At 53.2% G+C, this 15,730-nt stretch carries 15 protein-coding genes and 4 tRNA genes; 4 read left to right on the top strand and 15 right to left on the bottom strand.

Going from position 1 to position 15,730, the window contains the following annotated elements; translation table 11 throughout:
* Positions 1-89: 89 nt before the first annotated feature.
* From rpoB to KGFNPO_RS01015, 12 genes are all read right to left on the bottom strand, one after another.
* Entirely contained in the window at positions 90-4,196 is a 4,107-nt protein-coding gene (gene rpoB / locus KGFNPO_RS01070; RefSeq protein ID WP_472632716.1) for a DNA-directed RNA polymerase subunit beta, read from the bottom strand.
* A gap of 252 nt (positions 4,197-4,448) precedes the next feature.
* Entirely contained in the window at positions 4,449-4,817 is a 369-nt protein-coding gene (gene rplL, locus KGFNPO_RS01065; protein ID WP_472614346.1) for a 50S ribosomal protein L7/L12, read from the bottom strand.
* An 89-nt stretch (positions 4,818-4,906) separates the two neighbouring features.
* Complete coding sequence (gene rplJ / locus KGFNPO_RS01060; protein WP_472614345.1) at positions 4,907-5,404, bottom strand: 50S ribosomal protein L10; 498 nt, start codon at positions 5,402-5,404, stop codon at positions 4,907-4,909.
* A gap of 307 nt (positions 5,405-5,711) precedes the next feature.
* Positions 5,712-6,407, bottom strand: coding sequence for a 50S ribosomal protein L1 (gene rplA / locus KGFNPO_RS01055; protein WP_472632715.1), 696 nt, complete (start codon positions 6,405-6,407; stop codon positions 5,712-5,714).
* Positions 6,407-6,838, bottom strand: coding sequence for a 50S ribosomal protein L11 (gene rplK / locus KGFNPO_RS01050; protein ID WP_472614343.1), 432 nt, complete (start codon positions 6,836-6,838; stop codon positions 6,407-6,409). The genes rplA and rplK overlap by 1 nt, the downstream gene beginning before the upstream one ends.
* Before the next feature lie 139 nt (positions 6,839-6,977).
* Entirely contained in the window at positions 6,978-7,568 is a 591-nt protein-coding gene (gene nusG / locus KGFNPO_RS01045; RefSeq protein WP_472632714.1) for a transcription termination/antitermination protein NusG, read from the bottom strand.
* Positions 7,568-7,951 (bottom strand): preprotein translocase subunit SecE, encoded by a 384-nt coding sequence (secE, locus tag KGFNPO_RS01040; RefSeq protein ID WP_472614341.1) that lies wholly within the window; start codon positions 7,949-7,951, stop codon positions 7,568-7,570. The genes nusG and secE overlap by 1 nt, the downstream gene beginning before the upstream one ends.
* 36 nt (positions 7,952-7,987) lie before the next feature.
* Positions 7,988-8,063, bottom strand: a tRNA-Trp gene (locus KGFNPO_RS01035).
* A gap of 68 nt (positions 8,064-8,131) precedes the next feature.
* Positions 8,132-9,322 (bottom strand): elongation factor Tu, encoded by a 1,191-nt coding sequence (tuf, locus tag KGFNPO_RS01030; protein WP_472614340.1) that lies wholly within the window; start codon positions 9,320-9,322, stop codon positions 8,132-8,134.
* Between the two features lie 74 nt (positions 9,323-9,396).
* A tRNA-Thr gene (locus tag KGFNPO_RS01025) sits at positions 9,397-9,471 on the bottom strand.
* A gap of 41 nt (positions 9,472-9,512) precedes the next feature.
* Positions 9,513-9,586 (bottom strand) — tRNA-Gly (locus KGFNPO_RS01020).
* Positions 9,587-9,638: 52 nt separating this feature from the next.
* Positions 9,639-9,724, bottom strand: a tRNA-Tyr gene (locus KGFNPO_RS01015).
* 361 nt (positions 9,725-10,085) lie between these two features.
* Here KGFNPO_RS01015 and arsC point away from each other — a divergent pair.
* Positions 10,086-10,445: an arsenate reductase (glutaredoxin) gene (gene arsC, locus KGFNPO_RS01010; RefSeq protein WP_472632713.1), complete on the top strand. Its 360-nt coding sequence runs from the start codon at positions 10,086-10,088 to the stop codon at positions 10,443-10,445.
* Positions 10,446-10,450: 5 nt separating this feature from the next.
* On the opposite strand, the gene KGFNPO_RS01005 is transcribed toward arsC, so the two are convergent.
* From KGFNPO_RS01005 to KGFNPO_RS00995, 3 genes are all read right to left on the bottom strand, one after another.
* Complete coding sequence (locus KGFNPO_RS01005) at positions 10,451-11,857, bottom strand: DHA2 family efflux MFS transporter permease subunit (protein WP_472632712.1); 1,407 nt, start codon at positions 11,855-11,857, stop codon at positions 10,451-10,453.
* Positions 11,858-11,946: 89 nt separating this feature from the next.
* Positions 11,947-12,141: a DUF2905 domain-containing protein gene (locus tag KGFNPO_RS01000; protein ID WP_472632711.1), complete on the bottom strand. Its 195-nt coding sequence runs from the start codon at positions 12,139-12,141 to the stop codon at positions 11,947-11,949.
* 124 nt (positions 12,142-12,265) lie between these two features.
* The gene (locus tag KGFNPO_RS00995) at positions 12,266-13,423 is read right to left on the bottom strand and encodes a class I SAM-dependent methyltransferase (protein WP_472632710.1); all 1,158 of its coding nucleotides are present in this window, start codon (positions 13,421-13,423) and stop codon (positions 12,266-12,268) included.
* Between the two features lie 77 nt (positions 13,424-13,500).
* On the opposite strand from KGFNPO_RS00995, the gene KGFNPO_RS00990 reads away from it, so the two are divergent.
* Genes KGFNPO_RS00990 through ttcA form a run of 3 tightly spaced genes read left to right on the top strand, consistent with a single transcriptional unit; the run spans position 13,501 to position 15,617 of the window.
* Positions 13,501-14,283, top strand: coding sequence for an SDR family oxidoreductase (locus KGFNPO_RS00990; RefSeq protein WP_472632709.1), 783 nt, complete (start codon positions 13,501-13,503; stop codon positions 14,281-14,283).
* Between the two features lie 9 nt (positions 14,284-14,292).
* Complete coding sequence (locus KGFNPO_RS00985) at positions 14,293-14,691, top strand: dihydroneopterin aldolase (RefSeq protein WP_472632708.1); 399 nt, start codon at positions 14,293-14,295, stop codon at positions 14,689-14,691.
* Positions 14,688-15,617: a tRNA 2-thiocytidine(32) synthetase TtcA gene (gene ttcA / locus KGFNPO_RS00980; protein WP_472632707.1), complete on the top strand. Its 930-nt coding sequence runs from the start codon at positions 14,688-14,690 to the stop codon at positions 15,615-15,617. Before KGFNPO_RS00985 ends, ttcA begins: the two co-directional genes overlap by 4 nt.
* Positions 15,618-15,730: the final 113 nt, after the last annotated feature.

Below are 15,730 nucleotides of genomic sequence, written 5' to 3'. Positions count from 1 at the left end.
AATTCATTATGGAAACTGAGTCTCTAAGACTCGAAATCGTGCCGGGACCACGACAGCCGATTGAAGGCCATCGTGCCCCTGCAATCCGACTAGTTACGCTCTAAATCAATGTCGATGCCCAGCGAACGAATTTCCTTCACCAACACATTGAAGGATTCCGGCATGCCGGCATCAATGACGTGATCACCCTTGACGAGGTTTTCGTACACTTTGGTACGGCCATTCACGTCATCGGACTTGACTGTCAACATCTCTTGCAATACATACGAGGCGCCATACGCTTCCAGAGCCCAAACTTCCATCTCACCGAAACGTTGGCCACCGAATTGCGCTTTACCGCCCAAAGGTTGCTGAGTAACCAGCGAATACGGGCCAGTGGAACGTGCATGCATTTTGTCATCAACCAAATGATGCAGTTTTAGCATGTGCATATAACCCACAGTGACCGAACGCTCGAATGCTTCACCGGTGCGGCCATCGTACATCGTTACCTGATTTTTGGATGGCGTCATGCCAAGCTGCTTTGCAACCGGGTCCGGATAAGCCAAATCCAGCATGCGGCTAATCTCTTCTTCGTTGGCGCCATCAAATACCGGCGTTGCAAATGGCACGCCATTTTTGAGATTATTGGCGAGATCGAGAATTTCCTGATCCGAGAAGCTATCGAGATCTTCGCTCTTACCTGTCTCGTTGTAAATCGTCGTCAGGAATTTGCGTAATTCAGCTGCTTTTGCCTGCATCTTCAGCATTTCACCAATACGCAGGCCCAAACCTTTAGCCGCCCAACCCAAGTGAACTTCCAGCACCTGCCCTACGTTCATGCGCGATGGCACACCCAGCGGATTCAACACAACATCCGCTGGCGTACCGTCAGCCATATAAGGCATGTCTTCTACCGGAATGATCCGAGATACCACACCTTTATTGCCGTGGCGCCCCGCCATCTTGTCGCCAGACTGCAGGCGGCGTTTGACGGCCAGATACACCTTGACCATCTTTTGCACGCCAGGTGGCAAATCATCGCCTTGCGTCAATTTGGTGCGTTTTTCTTCAAAATCCAGATCAAACTGATGTCGTTTCTCGGCAATGGATTCCTTGATGGCTTCCAGTGCTGTCGCACTATCATCATCGGAGGGACGGATATCAAACCAATGATATTTGTCGAGATCAGCCAAGTACTCGTGGGTGACTTTTGCACCCTTGGCTAATTTTTTCGGACCGCCGTTGACCGTTTTGCCAATCAGCATTTTCTCCAGACGCTGGAACGCATCACCTTCAACGATACGCATCTGATCATTCAAATCGAGGCGGTAACGCTTTAATTCATCGTCAATAATTTGCTGTGCTCGTTTGTCGCGCTGGATGCCTTCACGCGTAAATACCTGGACATCAATAACTGTACCGATCATGCCGGAAGGCACGCGCAACGAAGTGTCTTTCACATCGGATGCTTTTTCACCGAAAATCGCACGCAGCAATTTTTCTTCAGGTGTCAATTGCGTCTCGCCTTTAGGCGTTACTTTACCTACCAGCGTATCGCCGGCAGTAACTTCCGCACCGATATAAACGATACCGGCTTCATCCAGACGGGCTAACTGGTTCTCGGCCAGATTAGAAATATCGCGCGTAATCTCTTCTGCACCGAGTTTGGTGTCACGTGCAACGACCGACAGTTCTTCGATATGAATCGAGGTATATCGATCATCTTTCACAACATTCTCGGAAATCAGAATCGAATCTTCGAAGTTCAAACCATTCCAAGGCATAAATGCGACCAGCATATTTTGCCCGAGTGCCAATTCGCCAAGATCAGTTGAAGCACCGTCTGCAATGACATCATTCTTGGCAACACGGTCACCGACTTTAACGATCGGACGCTGGTTGATATTGGTATTCTGGTTCGAGCGCGTATATTTGATGAGGTTATAGATATCCACACCAACTTCGCCAGCTGTCGCTTCAGCATCATTAACGCGGATCACTACACGACCCGCATCGATATAATCCACTAGACCGCCGCGCAAAGCCTGTACCGTAGTTCCAGAGTCGATCGCAACGGTACGTTCAATTCCTGTTCCGACAAACGCTTTCTCTGGGCGCAGGCAAGGCACCGCCTGACGCTGCATGTTGGCACCCATCAATGCGCGGTTCGCATCATCGTGTTCCAAAAATGGAATGAGTGAGGCTGCCACCGACACCACTTGGCCAGGGGCCACGTCCATGTATTGAATTCGTTCAGGGGATACCAGCAGAGTTTCGCCAGCTTCACGAGCGGAAACCAGTTCATCTGACAGTTTGCCCGTGCTATCGATAAACGCATTCGCCTGCGCGATAATGTAGCGACCTTCTTCGATTGCCGACAAATAATCGATCTGGCTGGTTATCTTGCTGCTTTCCACCTTACGATATGGTGTTTCCAAAAATCCATATTCGTTCAGGCGCGCATACAATGCCAGCGAGTTAATCAAACCAATGTTAGGGCCTTCCGGCGTTTCAATCGGGCAGACTCGACCGTAATGGGTGGGATGCACGTCGCGCACTTCAAAACCGGCACGCTCCCGCGTCAAACCGCCCGGACCAAGAGCTGAAATGCGGCGCTTGTGGGTAATTTCGGACAACGGGTTGGTCTGATCCATAAACTGCGACAATTGCGACGACCCGAAAAATTCACGAATGGCAGCGGAAATCGGTTTAGAGTTGATCAGATCGTGCGGCATCAAATTATCAGCCTCTGCTTGACCAAGACGCTCCTTGACCGCCCGTTCGACACGCACCAAACCGGCGCGGAACTGATTTTCAGCCAGTTCACCGACACAACGAACACGCCGATTACCAAGATGGTCGATATCATCGACTTCGCCACGCCCATTACGCAATTCAACCAGAATTTTAATGACCGCAAGTACGTCTTCATCCGACAAAGTCATCGAACCTGTCAGCTCATCGCGTCCAATGCGACGATTAAACTTCATGCGGCCGACTGCTGACAGGTCATAACGATCTGCGTTATAGAACAAGCCGTTGAACAAAGCCTCGACTGAATCTTCAGTAGGTGGTTCGCCAGGGCGCATCATCCGATATATCGCAACCTTTGCCGCCATCTGATCGGTTGTATCATCCACGCGCAGAGTTTGCGATATGTATGCACCCTGATCTAGATCGTTGGTGTACAGAGTTTGTATATCGGAAATATTAGCTTCGCGCAAACGTGCCAGCGACTCTTCAGTCAGTTCATCGTTGGCGCTAGCTACGACTTCACCAGTATCGGCATTAACTATGTTCTTGGCCAGCACGCGTCCGAGCAGATAATCTTCTGGAACCGACAGGTGCTTGATGCCTGCGGCTTCGATTTCACGCACTTGCTTGGCATTGATGCGCTTGTCTTTCGTCACCAGTGATTTGCCCGCCTTGTCAACCACGTCAAAGCGTGCAACTTCACCGCGCAGACGCTCCGCTACAAATTCCATCTCGGCACCATCTGCCCGTAGCATGAAATTATCAAAGACGAAGAAATTGGCAAGAATTTGCTCGGGACTCATCCCGATAGCCTTGAGCAATATCGTCACCGGCATCTTGCGGCGACGGTCGACACGGAAAAACAGAATGTCTTTCGGGTCGAATTCATAATCAAGCCACGAACCGCGGTAAGGGATGATGCGTGCGGAGAATAACAACTTGCCGGATGAGTGCGTCTTGCCTCTATCGTGCTCAAAAAACACGCCCGGAGAACGGTGCAACTGAGATACGATCACACGTTCTGTACCATTGATGACAAAAGAACCGGTTGTTGTCATGAGCGGTAACTCGCCCATATACACTTCCTGCTCTTTCATTTCTTTGACCACCGGCTTGGTAGGCGATTCCTTGTCGAGAATCACCAGTCTTACCTTGGCACGCAAGGGCGAGGCATAGGTTAAGCCGCGCTGCTGACATTCTTTTACGTCAAACGGTGGGTCCCCCAGAACATAAGATAAGAATTCAAGACGAGCGAAGCCGTTATGCGACACAATCGGGAAAATCGACGTGAAAGCAGACTGCAAGCCCTCATTTTTGCGCTGGGAAGGTGTTTTTTCCGTTTGCAAGAAGCCTATGTATGACTCGAGTTGGGTCGCCAATAAGTACGGGACTGGATAAACGTTAGCACGCTTCGCGAATGATTTACGAATGCGCTTCTTCTCAGTAAATGAGTAATGCATGGACACTCCGTGAGTGACAGAAAGGATAGAGAATTCAGGATTCGTGCATCGAAAAACAATGCCTATAAATCTACGAAACCTCAAGTCTCGACCCTTCAAGATCAGCTTGGCTTTGCGGAAACAACACTTTGAATATTGCGTACAACCATACAAATAACCGAAACGACAAAGAAGCCAAAGCAGAACCCGCTCTTTTCAGAGAGAATTCTGCATTTTGACTCCGGCGCAGCAATATGCGCTAACAAACTGGAATTACTTGATTTCGGCTTTTGCGCCAGCTTCTTCCAATTTCTTCTTTGCTGCTTCTGCATCTGCTTTCGATACAGCTTCTTTAACTGGCTTAGGTGCGCCATCAACCAAGTCTTTTGCTTCTTTCAAGCCAAGACCAGTGAGTTCACGAACAGCCTTAATAACGCTGACTTTGTTTGCACCAAATTCAGTCAGAATAACGGTGAACTCTGTTTGCTCTTCAGCAACAGCAGCACCAGCTGCAGGGCCTGCAACAGACATTGCTGCTGCGGAAACACCAAACTTCTCTTCAAACGCTTTAACCAAGTCATTCAAGTCCATTACGGACATTGCGCCTACGGCTTCAAGGATATCGTCTTTGCTAATTGCCATTTGAAACTCCTAAATTGATTCTGTAATTACATCTAATCGATTTTGACAAAAGATAATGCTGAGAAAACAATGCTAAATACATAGCAAAATTATGCTGTCTCTGCTTCTTTCTTCGCTGCTAAAGCAGCCAAACCACGTGCGAAACCTGCAACCGGCGCCTGCATCATACCCACGATCTGGGCTAGCAGAACTTCGCGGCTAGGAATGCTTGCCAACGCAGCAACACCCGCTTTATCGAGCGACTTCCCTGCGTAGTTACCTGCCTTAACAACCAGTTTGTCATTGCCCTTAGCAAAGTCATAAATAACTTTAGCAGCAGCAACGGCGTCCTCGGAGATCGAATAGATCAACGGGCCGGTCATCTCGGAGGCGAGGCTTGCAAATACTGTGCCCTCAACTGCGCGACGTGCCAATGTATTTTTCAACACTCGCAAGTACACACCCTGGGCACGCGCTTTGGCACGCAATTGTGTCAAATGACTGACCTGGATGCCACGATATTCGGCTACGACGATCGTCTGTGCAGATATTACTTTTGCAGAGATTTCAGCGACGACAGCCTTTTTGTCATTCAGATTGAGACTCACGGTCAACCTCCATTAATGATGCGCAACATACTGCTCATAAGCGAACAGCCATCTTGCATCGACTCGAACACGGCGTCCGAAGTTAGGAGTTCAGAGCTGACAAACCAGCATAGAGACTACAAAACTTGATCGGGTGCACCATCTGCGTTGGGTGCCTACGATTACGCATAAGCGGTTTAACGTCACACAAAACTAGCCGTGCCGCCCAACGGTCTTTGACTTATGGAGCTATTCCAATCATGCCGGTATAACTCCACCCCAAAGATCTGCCTCTTGCCATGCCGGCAGGAGGACTTGATTCTGCTAATTAGGCGACCAAAGTGCCCTGATCTACGCGCACACCAACGCCCATTGTGGACGATAAGGAAACCTTGCGCAGGTAAACGCCTTTACTTGACGCTGGCTTAGCCTTGCTCAACGCGTCCATCAGTGCCAGCAAGTTTGATTTTAGCGCTTCATCACTAAACGACTTGCGTCCGATAGTTGCGTGAATGATGCCGCCCTTGTCAGTACGATACTGCACCTGACCAGCTTTTGCATTCTTGACTGCAGTCGCAACATCGGGCGTGACAGTGCCAACCTTAGGGTTAGGCATCATGCCGCGTGGGCCGAGAATCTGGCCCAGTGTGCCGACAATACGCATAGTGTCTGGCGAGGCGATAACGATATCAAATGGCATATTGCCAGCCTTGATTTGTTCAGCAAGATCTTCCATGCCAACAATATCTGCACCTGCCGCTTTTGCCTGTTCGGCTTTTTCACCGGTAGCAAACACAGCCACTCGCACTGTCTTTCCTGTACCGGCTGGCAACACTACTGAGCCGCGAACAACTTGATCGGATTTTTTTGGATCAACGCCTAACTGGACGGATACATCAATCGATTCATTGAATTTGGCAGTTGCACATTCCTTGACGATCGACATTGCGCTGTCAAAGGAATAAGCCTTGGTGCGATCGATCTTTGTCTTGAATACTTTTGCGCGTTTGGATAACTTAGCCATTACAGACCCTCCACCGTGATGCCCATCGAACGTGCTGAACCGGCAATAGTACGCACTGCTGCGTCCATGTCAGCTGCCGTAAGATCCGGTCGTTTTAAAGTTACAATTTCTTCAGCCTGCTGGCGCGTTAGCGTGCCGACTTTATCTGTATGTGGCTTGGCAGAACCCTTCTGAATACCCGCCGCTTTTTTGATCAAAAAAGTTGCTGGTGGGGTCTTCATCACAAAAGTGAAAGACTTATCAGCAAAAGCAGTAATCACGACAGGGATCGGCATGCCCGCTTCCAAGCCTTGTGTCTGCGCGTTAAACGCTTTGCAGAACTCCATGATGTTCAAACCGCGTTGGCCAAGTGCTGGGCCAATTGGTGGTGATGGATTTGCCTTACCAGCTGGTACTTGCAGCTTGATAAAACCTATAATTTTCTTTGCCATGATGGCTCCCGCTCAGATTGAGTATTAGCGCCTGTTCCCCTGCCGGCGGCAGGTTATTAGGGCTCCTCCCTGGATTTTACAAATTTGACTTTGCAGCACTCCAGGTAAGCGCTTGATTAATATTTGGACGACAAGCCGCTTAGACTTTTTCCACTTGAGCGAACTCAAGCTCCACAGGTGTAGCACGACCGAAAATGGTCACAGTGACGCGCACCCGCGATTTTTCGTAAAAAACTTCTTCGACATTGCCATTGAAATCGGTGAATGGGCCATCCTTGATGCGCACCAACTCACCCACTTCATACAAAACCTTAGGACGGGGCTTCTCCACACCATCCTGCATTTGCTGCATGATCTTATCGATCTCGCGCGCCGGAACAGGGGTCGGCTTATTGGATTTTCCGCCGATAAAACCAGTAACTTTATTGGTATTTTTTACCAGATGCCAGGTCTCATCGGTCATTTCCATTTCTACCAACACATAGCCTGGAAAAAAACGTCTTTCTGTAACCGATTTCTGACCGTTCTTAACTTCGATCACTTCTTCTGTAGGGACCAGTATTTGCCCAAACTGATCCTGCATCCCACCTCGCTCGATACGCTCAGTCAATGCACGCTGTACGCTTTTTTCCATTCCGGAATAGACATGCACTACATACCAACGTTTCTTGCTGGCCGGCGGTGCAACTGCGGCAGATTCCTGCGTGCCGTCTTGCATATTTTCGCTCATTATTTTTTCCAGCCAAGAATGATGTCATACAACAGGAATTCGAGCAACTTGTCGGTTCCCCATAGGAAAATAGCCATCACAAGCACGAATCCAAAAACAATGGCCGTCATTTGCATCGCCTGCTTACGCTTCGGCCATACAACCTTTTTGGTTTCACGTACCGAATCATTGGCGAAGCCGATAAATTCACGACCGGAGGTCGATGTCCAGGCGATAGCGATAGCGATTAGCATCGCCCCAAACAACACACCGGCGCGCAATAGCGTTGACTTATCCGACAAATAATAAAAACCGATTACACCCACAATCACGGCGCCAACCGATAGTGCGATTTTCAGTTTATCGCTCGACGTGGTGACGGTTTGAACGGGATGATTTGACATACAGTTTGACTTTCGATGCCATTGCGGCTGAATCCATGGCAGGGGAGGAGGGAATCGAACCCCCAACCTTCGGTTTTGGAGACCGACGCTCTGCCAATTGAGCTACTCCCCTACATCTAAAACACTTACTTGTATTGGCACTGCGAGGAAGATTAACTCAACCTCGCAGAACAAGCATTTTTACTCAAGAATTTTTGCAACGACGCCAGCACCTACAGTACGGCCGCCTTCGCGAATAGCGAAGCGCAAGCCTTCTTCCATCGCAATCGGGTTGATCAACTTAACTGTGATGGAGACGTTGTCGCCCGGCATGACCATCTCTTTGTCTTTTGGCAATTCGATCGAGCCAGTTACGTCGGTAGTACGGAAGTAGAACTGCGGACGGTAGTTGTTGAAGAACGGCGTGTGACGGCCACCTTCGTCTTTGGACAATACGTAGATTTCACCCGTAAAGTGATTGTGCGGCTTGATGGAGCCTGGCTTGGCCAGTACTTGACCACGCTCTACGTCTTCGCGCTTGGTGCCGCGCAGGAGTACGCCTACGTTGTCGCCGGCTTGACCTTGGTCGAGCAACTTGTGGAACATTTCAACGCCGGTGCAGGTGCTTTTGACGGTGTCTTTGATGCCGATGATTTCAATTTCTTCGCCAACTTTAACGACGCCGCGTTCGATACGTCCGGTGACTACGGTGCCGCGACCAGAGATGGAAAATACGTCTTCTACCGGCAGCAGGAAGGCACCGTCGATCGCGCGTTCCGGGGTCGGAATGTAGGTGTCGAGGGCATTGGCGAGGGCAAGGATGGCTTCTTCGCCCAGCGGGCCTTTGTCGCCTTCGAGTGCGAGCTTGGCGGAGCCTTTGATGATGGGCAGGTCGTCGCCAGGAAATTCGTATTTGACGAGCAGTTCGCGCACTTCCATTTCGACGAGTTCGAGCAATTCTTCGTCGTCAACCATGTCGCATTTGTTCAGGAACACGATGATGTAGGGTACGCCGACTTGACGTGCCAGCAGGATGTGTTCGCGCGTTTGCGGCATTGGGCCGTCGGCTGCGGAACACACCAGGATTGCTCCGTCCATTTGCGCCGCGCCGGTGATCATGTTTTTGACATAGTCGGCGTGGCCTGGGCAGTCTACGTGGGCGTAGTGGCGCGCTTCTGTTTCGTATTCAACGTGCGAGGTGTTGATGGTGATGCCGCGGGCCTTTTCTTCCGGCGCATTGTCAATCTGGTCGTAACCCTTGGCTTCGCCACCAAATTTCTTCGACAATACGGTAGCTATCGCTGCCGTCAACGTGGTCTTGCCGTGATCAACGTGTCCAATCGTGCCTACATTCACGTGCGGCTTGGTCCGCTCATATTTGCTTTTTGCCATTATAGACTCCTAACGATTTTGATGAGAATGCCCAGGCACACGCCCGACTTCTTGCTGATACGCTTGACTAAACCTGGTGCCCTTGACGTGGATTGAACACGTGACCTCTCCCTTACCAAGGGAGTGCTCTACCACTGAGCTACAAGGGCTACTGTCGCATGCGCGCTAATCTACACATACTATTTAATTCTGGAGCGGGTGAAGGGAATCGAACCCTCGTCATAAGCTTGGAAGGCTTCAGCTCTACCATTGAGCTACACCCGCGAGGGCGACCACTTCAGCCGCAACCTTTATTTACTGCAACATTACTAAATATTGGTGGAGGGGGCTGGATTCGAACCAGCGTACTCGTAAGAGAACAGATTTACAGTCTGTCGCCTTTAACCACTCGGCCACCCCTCCGCAATGAGCCCTGGATTATGGGGGCTTCCCCAGGCGTTGTCAACCGATTGCAGCCATTAATCGATTAATTACTTATAATTTTTTTACGGTTATTGCACGACTAACGATGGGAACCGGGATTTAGTTCGTTTCAAACAGCCCGGCGTATGCGGCGCGCACTCTTCGGAAATGCGTGTGGTTTGCATGTAGCAGGCACACAAGGCTCGAGCATCCATGTCGATCCTGGAAGAAGATGCGAATAATTTCCAGGGCAGAATGGAAAGTCGCCTTTCCGTATACACTTGCCCGGGCGCGCATACCGACTGCATCAATCTTTCGGCTTACGCGAATGTAATTCATCTTTATTCACGCTCCCGACCATATGATCACCATCATACATAATCCGCGTTGTTCCAAATCCCGGGCCGCGCTGGCACTGACGCAGCACTTCGCCGATGACAACGATATTGCGCTATCCGTAATCGATTATCAGACCTCGCCTTTGCAACTTGCCGAATTACATGTTTTGCAACAACAACTGGGCATTCCGGCACGCGACATGGTGCGCGATGGCGAAACAATTTTCGACACGCTGCAACTAACGCATGCCAGCGACGAAACCTTGCTCGCCGCGCTGGCATCGCATCCGCAACTACTGCAACGCCCTATCGTGATATATCAGGGGCGCGCCGTGATAGGGCGGCCGCCGGAGCAATTGCACGCGTTATTGCGCACAGCATAAGAAAGTCATTCTAACTTCGGCGCTTCCCGCATCCGCCAGGCCGCCAGTATCGCCAGTGCGCACAGGCCGGCTACCAGCAAAAAGGTGTCATCAAACGCATCAATGCGCCCGCTGGCATCGCTCGTGTGCGCAGCCAGCCGCCATTCCAGCACGATGCCGACCAGGCTGATGCCGATCGCGCCGCCCAGTTGACGAACAAAATTAATCGCGCTGGAGCCTTGTGCAATCAGTTCGGGAGTAAGGCCGCGCAACGAACCCAGACTCAGCGCCGGCAACACAAACCCGAGCCCGATGCGGCCAATGATGGCCCACGTCATCAGCAAAAAATAGCTGCCGGCGCTGCTATCGAATGCCATCAGGGCAAGCGACAACGCCAGCAAACCGAGCCCGCAGGCGACCAGAATATTCGGCGGGAAGCGATCAGCCAGTGCGCCGGCCAGCGGGATGATCACGGCCAGCACGATGCCGGCCGGCAGCAGGATCAGCCCCGCCTGCGACGGCGTGTAGTGGAGCGCCATCTGCATATACACCGGCAGCAGATAGGTCGAACCGAACAGTCCCATGCCGTAGATAAAGGCGACCAGCGCACCCATCGAAAACTGCCGGAAGCTAAACAATTTCATGTGCATCAGCGGTTGCTCGGCATGCAACTGATACGCGATATAGGCGATCAGGCTGAGGCTCCCCAGCGCCAGAAAACCGGCCGCCTGCCAGCCGTCGCTACGCAAATGCACCAGGCCGTTCAACAGGCTGATGGTGCTGATGGCGACCAGCAGCAAGCCTTTCCAGTCAAGCTCTCTGGCATCGCCCATCATCGGCGAATTGACTGCCAGCATGCGCCGGGTCAGCGCCAGCACCACCAGGCAAAACGGCACCACCACGAAGAAAATCGAGCGCCAGCCGAACTGTTCGACCAGAAAACCGCCGACGCTGGGCCCGAGCGCAGGTGCCAGCACCACGCCGAAACCGAAGATGCCGAGCGCCCGCCCCTGTTCCCTGGCGTCGAACGCACGCATGATGACGATCACCGGAATCGGCTGCAAAATGCCGGCCGCCAGCCCTTCGACCACCCGCATCGACAACAGCATCGGCACGTTGACGCTGAAACCGCCGATCACGCCGCCTGCCAGCAACAGCAGGATGGCGCCGGTGTAGGTGCGGCGCAGCCCGAAGCGCAACAGCAGCCAGGGCGTACTCAGCATCGAGATCGTCATCGCCAGCATGAAGCCGGACGAGACCCACTGCGCGCGCTCCTGCCCCAGATGGAAATACTGGCTCAGATCGGGAATGGCGACATTGACGATGGTCGATGACAGGATCGACGCCATGGTGCCGATCATGACCGTCAGCAAAACCCACCACTTGTAGCGTTTGCCGTAACGGGCGCGCAATTCTTCGAGAGTCGGCCGCATAAGGAGTTTAGTGGGCTTCAGTGGGCTGGGCGGCGATGGTCGCCTGCTGGCACATGCCGGAAAAATACGCGGTTCGCATCGCGCCGGCCCTACAGAAAGCGCCCGATCAGCAGCACGACCAGCGAAATCAGGATGGTGGAGGCGAACGGCAGGGAAAACTGGCGGCCGAACAGCTTGAAGCGAAGATCGCCCGGCAAGCGCCCGATGCCGAGTTTTTCCAGCCACGGCAACAACGTCGAAAATACGATCAGCGCCACGAAGATGACGATTACCCAGCGGATCATGGACGCGACTCCTTATATGTCAACATAGATACTCCCGTCATTTTTTGAAAAACATGGCAATTCCCGCTTTATATTAGTGCGGCAATTAAAATACCCATTGTGGTATATATTCATAGCAAGCGGTTCATAGCAAGCGATGACTGCGGTCGTTGCGCAATAGCGCAGGTGCTAATTCCACATTGGTACCCAGCACCAGCACCTTGAACAATTCGCCCATTTCCGCCGGGGAAATCAGCTTTTGCAGCGCGTTGGCTTGCGGCAGATAGCGCATCGCGTCAGTCGGCGGCGTGCGCAACAACAGCTCGCCAATGCCCGCCGCCATCAAAAACGCCGCCTGACTGGTGTAGCCCAGCACCTCCAGTCCGCCGTCCACCGCCGCCAGCGCCATCGCGGTGAAATCCACATGCGCGGTAATGTCCTGCAAGCCCGGCAAATAAAACGGTTCGGCATGCGCGTGGTGGCGGTAATGGCACATCAACGTGCCTTGGCTGCGCTGGTCCAGATAAAACTCGGCGGCCGGAAAGCCGTAATCGATGAAAATCGCCGCGCTGCCCTGACCGTGCAGGCTGCGCCCGGCTTGCAGCATATCGGCCAGCGAACGGATGAAGCCTTGCGCTGCCGGATGGACTTCGGTCAGATAGCCGAGCGGCAAAGCATCAACCTGCGGAATCTGCTCTACTAATGCGGCGTCGCACGGACGGTCGATCCAGCAGAATCCGTTGCCCATCATGCCCACGCCGCGCTGTTGCCAGCCAAGTTCAGTCTTCACCACCAGTTCCACCGGCATCGCGTCCAGCACTTCATTGCCGATCACCAAACCGGAAAACGCCGGCGGCATCTGCTGACGCCACACCACTTGTGGAAAGTCGCGCAGCAAATGCTCTTGCCGGGCTTGCAACTCGCCCGACAGATCCAGAATCGTATATTGCTCGACGTGTATCCCTAAAGCGCTCAACTCGCTCAGAATATCGAATGCCAGTTTGCCGCTGCCGGCACCGAATTCCATGATCTGCGGCACGGTTTGGGCTAATAAATCCACCGCCACGCGTGCCAGCGCGGCACCGAAAAGCGGCGTAGTTTCCGGTGCGGTTGTAAAATCACCGTCCTTTCCCAGCTTTTGCGCGCCGCCGCTGTAATAGCCGAGTTCGGGCGCATACAACGCCAGTTCCATGAAGCGCGAAAATGGAATCCAGCCGGAATGCCGGGCGATCTCGGCCGCGATCACATGCTGGAGTTGGTTGGATGCTGCCAGCGCGTCGGGATGGGGTTCAGGTAGTTGCATCTGGAAGATTGTAATTAAATTGTTATAAATACGTGGTTTGTAAGTTTGTAATTTAGTCGGCGTTCGATACCAACACTATGCATATACAACAACAGAAAAGCGTCCTCGTCACCGGTGCCGCCCGGCGCATCGGGCGCGTCATCGCGTTGGCGCTGGCGCAGCGCGGCTGGAATATCGCCGTCCATTATGGCCGATCCGGGCTGGATGCCGCCGACACCGTGCGCCAGATTTGTGCGCTCGGCGCGCACGCCGCCGCGGTCCAGTGCGATCTGGCAGATGAAGCCGCGGTGCGCACGCTGCTGGCGCGTGCTGCTAGCGCCCTGCAACTGCCGCTATCGAGTTTTGGCTGCGTGGTGAATAACGCCAGCCTGTTCGAGCACGATAGCGTGACCGACTTTTCGCAAGCCATGCTGGAGCGTCACATGCACGCCAATCTGACCGCGCCGATTCTGCTGGCGCAGGCGCTGCACGCGGCAACAAAGGAAGGCGCGCAAGCGGTCGTGATCAATCTGCTGGACCAGAAACTGTTCAACCTGAACCCGGATTTCCTGTCTTACACGCTGTCCAAGGCTGCACTGCACACCGCCACCACCATGCTGGCGCAAGCGCTGGCGCCGAAGCTGCGGGTGGTCGGGATTGCGCCCGGCATCACGCTGATCTCGGGCGACCAAACCGAAGCCGGCTTTGCCAGCGCACACCAGCGCACGCCGCTGGGGCGCTCCAGCACGCCCGAAGATATCGCCGCCACGGTTTGCTTCGCGCTTGAAAACCGCGCGATCACCGGCACCACCATCGTAGTCGATGGCGGCCAGCATTTGACCCCTTTGCAACGCGACGTGATGTTCGTCGCCACACCCTGAGAAAAAACCATGATTTCCGCCCTGTCCCACCCAGAACTGATCGACTGCCGCCGCCTGTTCCTGCGCAACTATGCAGTGCGGATCAATATCGGCGTCCACGATTACGAGAAGAGAGGCGAGCAGCGCGTGCTGATCAACGTCGATCTGTACATCCCGCTGGCGCTGTCCACGCCCAAGGACGACAATCTCAACGAGGTGGTCGATTACGATTTCATGCGCGAAACCATCGCCAATCGCACCGCGCAAGGCCACGTCCAGTTGCAGGAAACCCTGTGCGACGATGTGGCGCGCAGCATGCTGGCACATCCGAACGTGCGCGCAGTGCGCGTATCCACCATGAAACCCGACGTCTATCCCGATTGCGAAGGCGTCGGGGTGGAAGTATTTCAGATCAAGAGCAGCACATGAACGCCCTATTAGAAACCCCCGACAATCCTGCGCCAAGCGTCAAGCAAGTCGAAAAAACCACCTTCGAAAATAACAAGTTGCACAAGCGCCTGTGCCGCCAGGTCGGCCAGGCAATCGGCGACTTCAATATGATCGAAGAAGGCGACAAGGTAATGGTCTGCCTGTCCGGCGGCAAAGATAGCTACGCGCTGCTCGACATTTTGCTGACGCTGCGCCAGCGCGCACCGATCAATTTCGAGATCGTCGCGGTCAACCTGGACCAGAAGCAGCCGGGTTTCCCGGAAGACGTGCTGCCGGCTTATCTGAGCAAGCTCGGCATTCCGTTCCACATCGAAAATCAAGATACCTACAGCATCGTCAAGCGCGTGATCCCGGAAGGCAAGACCACGTGCTCGCTGTGTTCGCGGCTGCGGCGCGGCATTTTGTATCGGGTCGCCGACGAACTCGGTGCCAACAAGATCGCGCTCGGCCACCATCGCGACGACATTTTGGAAACCTTCTTCCTGAATTTGTTTTTCGGCGGCAAGCTCAAATCGATGCCGGCCAAGCTGCAGTCGGACGACGGCAAACACATCGTGATCCGGCCGATGGCCTACGTGAAGGAAGAGGATTCGAGCCGCTACGCCGAAATCAAGCAGTTCCCGATCATCCCGTGCAACCTGTGCGGCAGCCAGGAAAACCTGCAGCGCAAACACACCAAGCACATGCTGCGCGATTGGGAAAAGAAATTTCCGGGCCGGGTCGAAAGCATCTTTTCGGCGCTGTCCACCGTGGTGCCGTCGCACCTGATGGACCGCGACTTGTTCAATTTCAAGGATTTGCAGATGGACGGCGTTGCCAACCCGAACGGCGACATCGCTTTCGACGACGAGCCTTGCGCCACTACCGGCACGGCCAATTTCATACCGCTGCAGATGCGGCCGTAATGCGCCGGAAAAATGCAAACTCGGCCCCGTCCAACTGAGGTTTCCAGGATGATTGCCTGCTACCATAAAATTCGCGCCATGCATATTGGCTATTTCATGTAGCCGGCCGCAAC

The organism is Gelidimonas diazotrophica (genome assembly GCF_055694025.1).
This window is presented reverse-complemented; position numbering and strand designations above follow the sequence as displayed.

Coding starts and splice junctions, on each gene's coding strand:
- rpoB (WP_472632716.1), bottom strand. CDS start 4,196: ATGCATTACTCATTTACTGAGAAGAAGCGCATTCGTAAATCATTCGCG.
- rplL (WP_472614346.1), bottom strand. CDS start 4,817: ATGGCAATTAGCAAAGACGATATCCTTGAAGCCGTAGGCGCAATGTCC.
- rplA (WP_472632715.1), bottom strand. CDS start 6,407: ATGGCTAAGTTATCCAAACGCGCAAAAGTATTCAAGACAAAGATCGAT.
- rplK (WP_472614343.1), bottom strand. CDS start 6,838: ATGGCAAAGAAAATTATAGGTTTTATCAAGCTGCAAGTACCAGCTGGT.
- nusG (WP_472632714.1), bottom strand. CDS start 7,568: ATGAGCGAAAATATGCAAGACGGCACGCAGGAATCTGCCGCAGTTGCA.
- secE (WP_472614341.1), bottom strand. CDS start 7,951: ATGTCAAATCATCCCGTTCAAACCGTCACCACGTCGAGCGATAAACTG.
- tuf (WP_472614340.1), bottom strand. CDS start 9,322: ATGGCAAAAAGCAAATATGAGCGGACCAAGCCGCACGTGAATGTAGGC.
- arsC (WP_472632713.1), top strand. CDS start 10,086: ATGATCACCATCATACATAATCCGCGTTGTTCCAAATCCCGGGCCGCG.
- KGFNPO_RS01005 (WP_472632712.1), bottom strand. CDS start 11,857: ATGCGGCCGACTCTCGAAGAATTGCGCGCCCGTTACGGCAAACGCTAC.
- KGFNPO_RS01000 (WP_472632711.1), bottom strand. CDS start 12,141: ATGATCCGCTGGGTAATCGTCATCTTCGTGGCGCTGATCGTATTTTCG.
- KGFNPO_RS00995 (WP_472632710.1), bottom strand. CDS start 13,423: ATGCAACTACCTGAACCCCATCCCGACGCGCTGGCAGCATCCAACCAA.
- KGFNPO_RS00990 (WP_472632709.1), top strand. CDS start 13,501: ATGCATATACAACAACAGAAAAGCGTCCTCGTCACCGGTGCCGCCCGG.
- KGFNPO_RS00985 (WP_472632708.1), top strand. CDS start 14,293: ATGATTTCCGCCCTGTCCCACCCAGAACTGATCGACTGCCGCCGCCTG.
- ttcA (WP_472632707.1), top strand. CDS start 14,688: ATGAACGCCCTATTAGAAACCCCCGACAATCCTGCGCCAAGCGTCAAG.